Origin of the sequence: uncultured Dialister sp., from assembly GCF_937959425.1 — a bacterium.
In the GTDB taxonomy this organism is placed as follows: domain Bacteria; phylum Bacillota; class Negativicutes; order Veillonellales; family Dialisteraceae; genus Dialister.
This window is the reverse complement of record NZ_CALGPS010000134.1, coordinates 1-11,653: the sequence shown is the minus strand read 5'-3', so window position 1 is coordinate 11,653 and position 11,653 is coordinate 1. Positions and strand designations below refer to the sequence as shown.

At 41.1% G+C, this 11,653-nt stretch carries 10 protein-coding genes; all 10 read left to right on the top strand.

What is annotated here, in order from left to right:
- Positions 1-1,195 precede the first annotated feature (1,195 nt).
- The 10 genes from Q0482_RS05945 to Q0482_RS05900 all read left to right on the top strand — a co-directional run bounded on the left by Q0482_RS05945 (position 1,196) and on the right by Q0482_RS05900 (position 11,494).
- Complete coding sequence (locus Q0482_RS05945) at positions 1,196-2,647, top strand: ATP-binding protein (protein WP_299144620.1); 1,452 nt, start codon at positions 1,196-1,198, stop codon at positions 2,645-2,647.
- Positions 2,640-3,347: a hypothetical protein gene (locus Q0482_RS05940; RefSeq protein WP_299144618.1), complete on the top strand. Its 708-nt coding sequence runs from the start codon at positions 2,640-2,642 to the stop codon at positions 3,345-3,347. The genes Q0482_RS05945 and Q0482_RS05940 overlap by 8 nt, the downstream gene beginning before the upstream one ends.
- 761 nt (positions 3,348-4,108) lie before the next feature.
- The gene (wbaP, locus tag Q0482_RS05935; RefSeq protein ID WP_299144615.1) at positions 4,109-5,578 is read left to right on the top strand and encodes an undecaprenyl-phosphate galactose phosphotransferase WbaP; all 1,470 of its coding nucleotides are present in this window, start codon (positions 4,109-4,111) and stop codon (positions 5,576-5,578) included.
- A gap of 118 nt (positions 5,579-5,696) precedes the next feature.
- Positions 5,697-6,458, top strand: a complete 762-nt coding sequence (locus tag Q0482_RS05930) for a PHP domain-containing protein (RefSeq protein ID WP_299144613.1) — start codon at positions 5,697-5,699, stop codon at positions 6,456-6,458.
- Positions 6,385-6,990 carry a hypothetical protein gene (locus Q0482_RS05925; protein WP_299144611.1) on the top strand — a complete coding sequence of 202 codons (606 nt, stop codon included), beginning with the start codon at positions 6,385-6,387 and terminating at the stop codon, positions 6,988-6,990. The genes Q0482_RS05930 and Q0482_RS05925 overlap by 74 nt, the downstream gene beginning before the upstream one ends.
- 80 nt (positions 6,991-7,070) lie before the next feature.
- Positions 7,071-7,931: a LicD family protein gene (locus Q0482_RS05920; protein ID WP_299144609.1), complete on the top strand. Its 861-nt coding sequence runs from the start codon at positions 7,071-7,073 to the stop codon at positions 7,929-7,931.
- Positions 7,928-8,638 (top strand): IspD/TarI family cytidylyltransferase, encoded by a 711-nt coding sequence (locus tag Q0482_RS05915; RefSeq protein ID WP_299144606.1) that lies wholly within the window; start codon positions 7,928-7,930, stop codon positions 8,636-8,638. Before Q0482_RS05920 ends, Q0482_RS05915 begins: the two co-directional genes overlap by 4 nt.
- Positions 8,626-9,363, top strand: a complete 738-nt coding sequence (locus tag Q0482_RS05910) for an L-ribulose-5-phosphate 4-epimerase (RefSeq protein WP_299144604.1) — start codon at positions 8,626-8,628, stop codon at positions 9,361-9,363. Before Q0482_RS05915 ends, Q0482_RS05910 begins: the two co-directional genes overlap by 13 nt.
- A gap of 20 nt (positions 9,364-9,383) precedes the next feature.
- Positions 9,384-10,430 carry an NAD-dependent epimerase/dehydratase family protein gene (locus Q0482_RS05905; RefSeq protein ID WP_299144601.1) on the top strand — a complete coding sequence of 349 codons (1,047 nt, stop codon included), beginning with the start codon at positions 9,384-9,386 and terminating at the stop codon, positions 10,428-10,430.
- 53 nt (positions 10,431-10,483) lie between these two features.
- Entirely contained in the window at positions 10,484-11,494 is a 1,011-nt protein-coding gene (locus tag Q0482_RS05900; RefSeq protein ID WP_299144598.1) for a glycosyltransferase family 2 protein, read from the top strand.
- Positions 11,495-11,653: the final 159 nt, after the last annotated feature.

Below are 11,653 nucleotides of genomic sequence, written 5' to 3'. Positions count from 1 at the left end.
AATAGAAGAAAAGAATGCATAAGCCGGATCAAAAAGGGCACCTTTCATATGGAAGGCGCCCTTTTGTGCCAAAGAGAGATTTGGGATTTAAGGAGATGGCCAGACTTCCGGCTACTCGTTATCCGCTTTCAACTGACTGATTCCTTCCTGCCGGGCGCGTTAGTCTGAACGATGCGAAGAATCTCGGTAAAGGAGGGCGCCCGCTTATAAAAAAGGCGCCTCTTATGATCAAACCTTTAAAACCGCCCCAAGGGGCGAAGGGAAAAACGCAAAACCGGGCTTCGCCCGTGGGAAATGCACCCCTATCCCCCTACGGGGACTTCCCCCGGAGGGGGAAGTTTGCGCTGCCGCTCAGCTTTAGGACTCATAAGCATCACAAAGCATAGCGCCGCTAAAATCTCCCCCACCGGGGGAGACGTTGCCGGAGGCGACAGAAGGGGTGCATTTCCATCAGGCGCAGCCTGGTTGACATGTTTTCCCTCACGCCAAAGGCGTGGTTGTATGGTTTTATTATAAGAGGCGGCCATATATGATCAAAAGAGGCGGCCATATATGATCAAAGGCCGCCCACCGCAGGCCCGAAGGGCCCGTCTGAAGTCTGACCGTCTGACGTCTCCCCTCTGATTGTCTCTATCTCCTTAAATCTCAAATCTCTTTCCTCAAATCTCTCCCCTCCCTGTCATTTCGAGCGGAGTCGAGAAATCTCCCGGCACTATGCTGCCCGCCGTAAGTGGGGGATACGCTTCCTGGCACACTGCCCGTCTGATGTCTGATAGTCTGAAGTCTGACTGTCTGACGGCTTGCGCCGTCTCCCCCTTTGGTACTACGTACCACCTTTCCCCCGCGCGCGGTGGCACAACAAAACGCCCTGGCATTTCGAGCGGAGTCGAGAAATCTCCCGGTACTGTGCTGCCCGCCGCAAGTAGGGGATACGCTTTCCGGCACACTGCCAGTCTGACGTCTGACCGTCTATCATCTGACCGTCTGAAGGCTTTCGCCGTCTTCCCCCTTTGGTACTGCGTACCACCTTCCCGCCCGCGAGCGGTGGGACAATAAAAACTCCTCAAATCTCAAAATCTGGCATTTACTTTTAAAAATAGGTATTTTTTATTCTTATTTCGATAAATATGTTGACTAAATTTGCAGGAATATTTATGATAATAAAAATAAGTGCCGATATGGAGGAGGAATAACAATGATGGCAAAGGGAGATATGGTACGCATCACCTATGTGGAACTTTGGAATTTCAAAAATGTAAGACATGGAAGCATTGACTTGTCTTTACAGCCCGAAGGCTTTAAATCCTCTGTGCTTGGCATTTTTGGACAGAACGGTTCGGGGAAGACGGCATTTATAGATTCACTGAATGTTTTGAAACAGGCACTGTGCGGGAGAATCTTAGACGACCAATATGCCGGATACATTATGTATGGTGCCGAGTGTGCTATACTGTCATTTCATTTTATCGTGTCAGCAGACAATATCCTTTACAGGGTGAAATATACATTTAAATTAAAAAGAGCAGCTGCATTGCCGGATTCTAATGTGGCTGCCATTGCTGAGGCAGATGAGAACACAGTGCAGTATCATCCTGTTATTTTTGACGAAGAATTGAAATGCGCAGTGGAAGGAGAAAATTTAAAGTATCCAATGTCCACCGTGATGAATACAAAATCGGACAACGCTGTATTCCTTCCTAAAGCTAAATATGATCTTCTCATTGACGATAAAACTGCCTATATCCAGCTCATGGGGGATAAAGGGATGGCGTTAAAGCTGGGCAAATCCTTTATTTTCTCTTCAGAACTCCTGTCTTTCATACGGAAAAATAAACAGGCCGGAATGTATCGGTTATTGATTGACTCCTTGGTTCGATTTGGCAACTTCGAGTTATTTGTCATGAAAACAGATATGAATGGAATCATCAGCTTATCCGGGCTGCCTTTCGCATTCCATCTCGAAGGCAGCGCCATTGGACAAACCCTGCTGCCGATCAATAAACCTCCCGTAATTCCCAAAGATATGTTTCGCGTCCTGTCTGAAATGATTGGCTATATGAATATTGTCCTCCAGACGCTCATCCCCGGATTAACTATAGGAATTCACAATTTAGGCACAGATTTTGTGGGTAAAACGCATATGGAAGGAATAAGGATAGGACTGACCTCCTGCCGTAATGGACAAGAAATCCCGCTGGTTTACGAATCAGATGGCATTAAGAAAATCGTCTCCGTGCTCCAGCTCTTCATAGAAATTTACAATAGGCCATCCATGACCGTGGCAGTGGATGAATTGGATTCCGGCATCTTTGAATACCTCTTAGGCGAACTCCTGTCTATCATACAGGAAAGAGGAAAAGGCCAGCTGATTTTTACATCCCATAACCTGCGGCCTCTGGAAACCTTACCGCCTTTGTGCGCTGCTTTTACCACAACGGATCCTGATGACCGATATATTCGAATCAGAAATATGAAACGGTCCAATAATCTGCGCAGCAGCTATTATAGAAACATTATTTTAGGAAACGATCACTATACCTTATATGATGAAACGGAAAATTACAAAATTGCGGCAGCTTTCCGTAAGGCCGGAATGCAGGAAGAGAAACGCAGGTTAAATCCCAAAGGGGGTAGACCTCATGCGTAAAAAAGCCATGATTTTCATTCTGGAAGGCCCTTCAGATGACACATCATTGACCGGATCATTAAAGTATATTTTTGCATCCAGCCGGATAGAACCCCTGATCATGCATGGAGATATCACATCGGATAGAAATGTCACAAACCGGAATATCATTAGAAAACTGCATGAAGAAATCAAAGCGTTTTGCAGTAAAAAATTTCTTACCAAAAGCAACATCCTTCGTATTGTGCATATTATTGATACCGATGGAGCCTTTATCCCTGACGAATTAATTCAGGAAGAACCTGACTGCAGTCAGATTGTTTATTCAGAAGACAATATCAGATGCAGCTCTAAGGGAAATCTCAGCCGGAGAAACCATATCAAACAGCAGAATGTCCAAAAGCTGCTTGATACGCATAACATAGGTGGATTATCCTACAGCCTGTACTATATGTCATCAAACCTTGAACATGTCCTTCACAATCGGATAAATCTGACAGACGAAGAAAAAGAAGAACTATCCTATGAATTTGCAGAAATCTGCACAGATAAGCCGGAATACTTCATCCAATTAATGACATCCCAAACTGTTTTCATAGACGGCTCGTATAAGGAAAGCTGGGACTATATAAAAAGCGGGAAACATTCACTGGAACGCCACTCCAACCTGGCACTATGCTTCCATGGCTCATTTGGATACGAAAGCATAAAGGATCATTAGCGGAAACAACTGACAAGACCTTCCTGCCGGACGCGTCATTCTGAACGAAGTGAAGAATCTCGGTGCATGCTGCAAATGAGAGGATTGCTCATAAATACCAGCCGGCAGAAAGGAGGGCGCCCATAAACATCAAAAAAGGGCGCCTCTTATGATAAAACCTTCAAAACCGCCCAAGGAGGCGAGGGGAAAACCGCAAAACCGGGCTTCGCCCGTGGGAAATGCACCCCTTCTGCCGGCATAGGCGGCGTCTCTCCACGGGAAAGCATGTCACTGGATTTTCGGGTCGTTTCACTCCCCTACAAATCCAGTTCCTTTGCCACTCCGGAGGGGCAGATTTCCCCTATGCTTACCTGTAAAGACATGTGGCACAGGGCTCAGCACCCATAGTCCCACCGCTTCAGCGGGGTGGCAAGGGAACACGATTCGTAGGGGAGTGCTAGCGACCTGAGAATCGTGTGACACGCTTCACACCGTGGCGAAGGTGGTGCCGTAAGGCACCAAAGGGGGAGAGCTGCCGAAGGCAGCTGTTTTCTGTTCCTTTCACGCCACAGGCGTGGTTGTATGGTTTTATCAAAAGAGGCGGCCATATATGATTGTAAAGGCCGCCCACCACAGGCCCGAAGGGCCCATCTGAAGTCTGATAGTCTGACCGTCTGAAGTCTGACCGTCTGATTGTCTCTAACTATCTCAAATCTCAAATCTCATATTCTCCCCCTCCCTCATCTGTGCTATAATACATGAATAACACACATATAAAACAAATGAAATTATCTGAACTATCCGGGGGATTTATGAATCGTAACTATACACAGGCAGCAAGGCAGGACGCAGGCGGGAGACTTTTACCGTCTCTTATTTTTGCCTTGGGCGACTATGCCGCCCTGACAGTGGCAGGGATACTGGCAGTGTATATCAGGAACTGCATCATGACCTTCAGCACCTTTCAGGTGTCTGAGGGCTATCTTTTCCTGTGGCTGCCGCTGGTTTTTATGTTTTTCAATTTCTATAGCGGACTCTACGGGAGACGCATGCTCATATATCGTATGGTGGAGCGTCTCTTTTTTGCGTGCTTGGAAGGCACGGTGCTGGGCATTATCCTCATGTTCTTTGCCCAGGTCTCGGGACAGGTGTCCCGTCTTTTTGTAGTTTTCTACACCATCCTTGCTTTTATGCTGATGGCAGTGCTGCGTGTGGTACTAAGCAAAGTGATGAAGCAGGTGAAAGCTTTCCAGATTCCCGTACTTATCGTAGGTGCCGGAAAGACGGCAGAGCTGGTGGTACAGCAGATCCTTCGCGACTCCGGTATGCGCTATCGGGTGGTGGGATTTCTGGAAGACCGGCATCCCGTAAATACCCCCATCCATGGACTTTCTGTACTGGGAGGATTTGATGATATGGAAGAAATTATCCAGGAAACGGGAGTCCGCACGGTACTCATCGCAACGCCGGGACTTCCCCAAGATGATCTGTCAGACCTCATCTACCGCGCCCAGTCTCTGGTGAAGCAGGTAGACGTGGTTCCGAATCTGGTGGCCGTCCCCATGTCCAATGTGACTGCAGAATCCTTCTTCGATGCGAAAATCATGGTCCTTCATATCCGGAATAACCTGGCCAGCCCCTGGAACCAGCTGCTGAAACGAATCTTCGATATCGTGGCCACCATCTGCGGCGGCATCCTCATATCGCCCATCCTTCTGGCCATTGCCATCTGGGTCTATCACGACTCCCCGGGCCCCGTCATTTTCAAGCATCGGCGGGTAGGGAAAAACGGAAAAGAATTCAACTGCTACAAATTTCGCTCCATGTGCGTAAACTCGAAAGAAGTACTGGAGCACCTCCTGGCGACCGATCCGGCGGCGAAAGAGGAATGGGATAGAGAATTCAAACTGAAGAACGATCCCCGCATCACCAAGAGCGGCGCCTTCCTTAGAAAGACCAGCCTCGATGAGCTACCTCAGCTCCTGAATGTTCTCAAAGGTGAGATGAGCCTCGTCGGTCCCCGTCCCATCATCCAGAAGGAAGTCCCGCGGTATGGGAGATATATCAAGGAGTACTACTCCGTCCTCCCCGGCATCACCGGCATGTGGCAGACCAGCGGCCGCAGCGACATCGACTACCCCGAGCGCGTACAGATGGACAGCTGGTACGTGCATAACTGGAGCGTCTGGCTGGATCTCGTGCTTCTCTGGCGCACCATTGCGGTTGTCCTCAACCATAAAGGGGCGTATTGATTTTATTGTTAATAGGAAGTAATAATGCAGAAGTCCAATTGATGTAATTAGATATTCATCTGAGTATGTATTATTGCCTCCACTTAGTAGATTGCATTATATCCAGGTAGCTAGAGGAATGAAATATAGAATCATCACGCATGTTCACACCAAGTATTCACATGATAGTTTATTACCTTTTTTCTTGCTATATAATAAGTGCATAAAGAAAGGTGTAGATTATATTGCTATAACTGAGCATAACAATATTAAGGGAGCAGTGGAATTTAGGAATTATTGTGCTAACAGAGGAAATAAATTAAAGGTTATTATCGGGGAAGAAATCATGACTTCAGAGGGAGAAATCATTGGACTATTTCTTAACCAGAAAATTAAACCATTTCAATCTCCGGAGAAGACTGTAGATGAAATAAAAAAGCAGCATGGAATTGTGTATATTCCACACCCTTATGACGAAAAGCGGTATAAAACGGTTTTAGCGGATACTGCATTGCAGCGTATAAGAAAATTAGTAGATTGTATCGAGTGTCATAATGGTCGTAATATATCTTCTTTATATGATAAAAAACAGATGGAGATTGCAGTAAAGTACGACTTGAGAAAAGTGATAGGTTCGGATGCACATACTATTTTTGAAGTTGGGTATAATTACATGGAATCATCCATTGCACCGGACTCAGCTGAAAAGTTTAAGGAAGCTTTAGCTTTGGATGGATTAGAATTCTATCCGCATGGTTGTCTCAAATATGCGCATCAGCTGACGCGACTAGCGCGATTAGTGAGATTGATTGAAAGAGGTAAATTCAATGAACTCTATCGTATTATCCTTAGAAAATTTAGAAAAAGAAAGCCTGAGTCTTGCCAGAAAAGTAGAAGCTGACTTTAGACCTGATTTGGTTGTCTATATAGCTCGTGGGGGCTACTTAATTGGAGACACTATCGCAGGATATTTTAAAGTGGATAATATTGGTATCCATGCTGAAAGGGAAGGTGGTAAATTAAAAGAACTCATTTCGCCAGTCCTTAGGTGCTTACCTCAGAGCGTAAAATTAAGTCTCAGGAAAATGGAGTTAGCTTCTGGTGTGCATAAAGAATATAAAGAACGGAAAATATATTGGGATAATTCTGATGTATGCTTGCGGGTTTTGAAGAATAAGAAAAATTTATTGGTGGTAGATGATTCGGTAGATACTGGATATTCAATGATTAGTGTTGTTCAGAAAATACGTAGAGATGTAGGAGAAGATATTATTATAAAGACGGCAGCCATAAACTGTTGGAGTAAAAGCTTGTCAGTTATTAGAACAGATTTCTGTATCTATGAAGATACTATCATCCAGACACCCATGTCCAAAGATTCTAAAGAATATTCAATTTTTGAAGAATTATATTCTAATAGGAAAGGGATATAGGATAAAGAATAACTGTGTATGTAAGTGTATATAGGAAAGTTATAGGCTTAAATTATATACTTTGAATTTGAGGAGCTATTATGAATATAATTACGGTGGATGAAATGAAACTCATTGAATTAAATATTCTAATCGACGTAGCAAACTTTTGTGAAGAACATAAGTTACGCTATTATCTTTGTGGGGGAACACTATTAGGTGCAATACGCCATAAAGGTTTTATTCCATGGGATGATGATATTGATATAATTATGCCCCGGCCTGATTATATAAAATTTTTAAATGAATATAATAAAAGGGAAAGCCCCTATAGGGTAAATTCAATGATTAATCATAAAAATTGGTACTCAACATATGCCGATATCGAAGATACAAGAACTGTAAAAATTAATGAAAATTTTAACAATTCAGGAAAGCATGGAATTAACATTGATCTTTTTCCGATGGATGGGTCACCTGATGATGAAGGTAAACGAAAACGATTTTGGCTTATTAACAATATATTAACAAGAATTGCAACATTATCAGCACTTAGATTTACGGTAAGTAAATATTATGCGGATCGAGATGTATCATTTTCTGGCTTTCGAGTTATAGCAAGAACAGGAATTAAATTTTTAGGTATTCCAATTGCAAAAGTAATTTGCCACTTTTTTGACCTTAATCAAATAGTAACTCATCGTGCAATGAAGTATGATATTGATACAAGTGAATATATTGGTGTGAGCACTTTCCCCCATTATGGCTATAAAGAATGTGTAAAAGGAGCATCCTTCCTCAAGGTCAAGAAGAGGATATTTGAGGGGATTTATTTCAATACACCGGATAACTATGATGAATACTTGCGCAACTTGTACGGAGAATATATGAAGCTACCACCAAAAGATAAACAGGTTTCTCATCACGATTTCAAAGTCTATTGGAAAGAGGAGAAAAAATGAATATTGCTTTGATTATTGCCGGAGGATCCGGCCAAAGGATGCATCAGAATATTCCTAAACAGTTTTTGACAGTAAACGAGAAGCCTGTTATTGTTTATACTCTGCAGGCATTTCAGAATCATCCGGATATAGATGCAATAGCTGTTGTCTGCATTTCAGGTTGGGAACAAGTATTACAGGCTTATGCTGACCAGTTTAATGTAACTAAATTGAAATATATTATCCCTGGTGGAAAAAATGGACAGGAATCTATAAAAAATGGTGTTTATGAACTAGAAAAGCATTTTCAAAAAGAAGATGTTGTTCTTATCCATGATGCCATAAGACCTATGGTTTCTAATGAGATTATTTCCGATTGTATCGTAAAAACACGGCAGTATGGATGTGCCATTGCTACTATTCCCTGTGCAGAAGCTATGTTGGAGACTTCAGACGGTATCGTTTCTACCGGAAGCTATCCAAGAGACCGTTTAAAGAGGACACAAACGCCTCAAGGCTTTTTCTTGGGTGATATTTGCAATTTGCATAGAGAAGCTTTAAGAAAAGGGATTACCAATTCTGTAGCATCATGTACACTTATGGTTGAAATGGGGAAGCAGGTCTACTTTTCTGCAGGATCCGAAAAAAACATTAAATTGACAACCGTGGAAGATATAGATATTTTCAAGGCGCTGCTTATTGCTAAGCGGTCAGATTGGCTAAAGTAATTACTGTTATATTAATCACGAATGGAGATTACCTAATGCTGGAAGAACTTAAAAATATGGTTTGTGATGCTAATAAACGGCTTGAAACGTATCAACTGGTCACTTTTACTTGGGGAAATGTGAGTGGATTTGACTATGCAACAGGTTTGGTTGTTATTAAGCCGAGTGGAGTACCGTATAAGTCTTTAACTCCGGATATGATGGTTGTTGTTAATCTTGCTGGAAAAGTTATTGAAGGTGATTTGCGTCCTTCTTCAGATACCCCAACACATGTACTCTTATATCGTAAATGGGGAAACATTGGTGGGATAGTACATACTCATTCGACTTTTGCTACTTCCTGGGCGCAGGCTGGGCGTGATATTCCCTGCTATGGAACAACACAGGCAGATTATTTTTTCGGAAGTATTCCTTGTACGAGAGCTTTAAGCCAAAAGGAAGTGGAGTCTGCCTATGAGGAGAATACCGGGCGTGTCATTCTTGAAAGGTTTAAAAATCTTGACTGGTTGGCAATTCCCGGTACACTTTGTGAAAATCATGGTGTGTTCAGCTGGGGAAAAAATCCTAATGAAGCTTTATATCATGCAAAAGTTATAGAAGAAGTAGCACATATGGCTACTATTTCTGAATTTTTAAATCCAAATATCAAAGAAGTACCTCAATTTTTGCTGGATAAACATTATAGTAGAAAACATGGCCCTCATGCATATTATGGGCAAGAATAGAATTTAATGGAGAATTAGAAATGCTGCTTTATACGGACGAGTATTGGAATGATGTAGATGCAGTGTCTAAATGTATTCCGAATATCGACAAGTTGCGCGGACGTACGATACTCATTACAGGAGCTACAGGCATGATTGGCTCTGCTGTTGTAGAAATACTTCTTCATATGAATCATACACGAAATTTTCACACGAAAGTTATTTTAGCAGGAAGAAACAGGAGTCGTATTGCTAAGAGATTTCAACTCCTTGTGAATAATGGAAATTTTTCTTTCTTATATTATGATGCTGATAAGGGGAATCTGAATACTGGCACATTGAAACCGGATTTTATAATTCATGCAGCCAGTCCTGCCGATCCACATTCATTTGCAACAAAGCCGGTTGAAACTATGCTTGCTAATATAAGTGGTTTAGTGGGCCTTTTGGATATTTTGAAGATGAATCGAAGCGGACGTCTGCTGTATTTATCATCAAGCGAGGTGTATGGAAAGACTGGTTTGAGTCAGCCTTTTTCAGAGGGAGATTATGGATATGTTGATATCCTGAATTTCCGTGCATGTTATCCATCGGCTAAAAGAGCAGCAGAAACCCTATGTTCCTCATATAGAAAAGAATATGGAGTTGATTTTGTTGTGGCGAGACCTGGACATGTATATGGGCCTTCAATTAAAGACGATGATAGCAGAGTCTCTGCCGAGTTTACTAGATGCGCAGTGAATCATAGACCATTGGTGCTAAAGAGTAGCGGATTACAGCTAAGATCCTATTGCTATACATTAGACTGCGGGTCAGCTATATTGTCGATTTTGCTTAATGGATATAGTGGAAATGCATATAATATTTCGAATAAGTATTCTATCGTTACAATCCGGAAGCTGGCTGAATTATTTTCTTCAGCTGCTCATGTACCGGTTATCTTTAAAGATTCCACCAATGAGGAGAAAAAAGTTTTTAATATGATGGATAATTCTTCTTTAAATTCGAAGCAGTTAGAGAATCTTGGTTGGAAGCCATGCTTTGATATTCAGCGGGGGATAATTGCAACTTTGCGCTATTATCGCTAAATCTATTCATATTATAGTTATTAAAAGGACAAAATTTGATGAATCAACCGTTATTGAGCATTATTATTCCAGTGTACAATAATTCACATGATGAGATATTAAGGTGTTTTAATAGTATAAAAGAACAGAAGTGTAATGATTATGAAGTTATCGTTGTTGATGATGGAAGTAGTGAGTCCTGTGCATCATTTTTGGATGAAATTACCATGAAATTAAATAGATTTAGAGTCATTCATCAAAAAAATCAAGGTGTTTCCATGGCTCGCAATAATGGAGTCAAAGAAGCAGCAGGTCAATATATAGCATTTATAGATGCAGATGATATGATTACTAAAAATTATTTTATGGATGTGAAATGGATTTTGCAAAAGGAACAGGCTGCCGGTTTAGATGTAATTTATGGATTTGTTAAATATGAAGTGAATCCTAAAAATCAGTACGAAGATATTGGTAGTAATATATCTTTTGATATTGTAGATGAATTTCATAAATCACTTTTAATTGGACATATGATTGATGGTAAAAATAATATATTTAAGCAGGGAACCCTCTATATTAATAGAGGTCCCGTAGCTAAAGTTGTAAAAAAATCATTGGTTTTAGGAACCCCTTTTGATATCCATCTTAATTATGGAGAAGATAATATATGGAATCTTGAAATTCTGAAAAAGGCACAGAAAATCATTTTTGTGAAAAGGCATTGGTATGTTTATATAGAAAATCCTTTTTCGGCTCAACATAGATTTACAATAATAAAAGAAAATAATTATATTAATACCCTGAAATATTTATGGCATTATATAGATAATGATGACTTGAAGGTAAAATTTCTGAGTCGACTTTTGCAATTTGCCATTGAGCTAGAAAAGTCATATTATTTTTTTAATGTCGACTATATCTTAAAGAAGCCTGATATATCACGATTAGCTTATAATCATTCGTGGAGCCAGGTTCTTCGGCTAAAATATGCTATACATTTAGACAAAAAAGATTTAATAAAATATATATTGTTGAAGATGAGGTGTCTTGGCTTTTACTTTTGGATCTGCAAAAAATTAAAATAATGAGCTGGAATAGAATTTTAAATAAATAGAAAATGTATTATCTAAATCTTGCTTTGTTTCCCATGATGGGAAAATTCTATGAACTTATGAAAACAGTAATCCTTATCGAGTCTATTGCTACAGGATTATCAAAGTAAATTATATAAGAGGTGTAGACAT

Coding starts and splice junctions, on each gene's coding strand:
- Q0482_RS05930 (WP_299144613.1), top strand. CDS start 5,697: ATGAAATATAGAATCATCACGCATGTTCACACCAAGTATTCACATGAT.
- Q0482_RS05925 (WP_299144611.1), top strand. CDS start 6,385: ATGAACTCTATCGTATTATCCTTAGAAAATTTAGAAAAAGAAAGCCTG.
- Q0482_RS05940 (WP_299144618.1), top strand. CDS start 2,640: ATGCGTAAAAAAGCCATGATTTTCATTCTGGAAGGCCCTTCAGATGAC.
- wbaP (WP_299144615.1), top strand. CDS start 4,109: ATGAAATTATCTGAACTATCCGGGGGATTTATGAATCGTAACTATACA.
- Q0482_RS05945 (WP_299144620.1), top strand. CDS start 1,196: ATGATGGCAAAGGGAGATATGGTACGCATCACCTATGTGGAACTTTGG.
- Q0482_RS05920 (WP_299144609.1), top strand. CDS start 7,071: ATGAATATAATTACGGTGGATGAAATGAAACTCATTGAATTAAATATT.
- Q0482_RS05905 (WP_299144601.1), top strand. CDS start 9,384: ATGCTGCTTTATACGGACGAGTATTGGAATGATGTAGATGCAGTGTCT.
- Q0482_RS05915 (WP_299144606.1), top strand. CDS start 7,928: ATGAATATTGCTTTGATTATTGCCGGAGGATCCGGCCAAAGGATGCAT.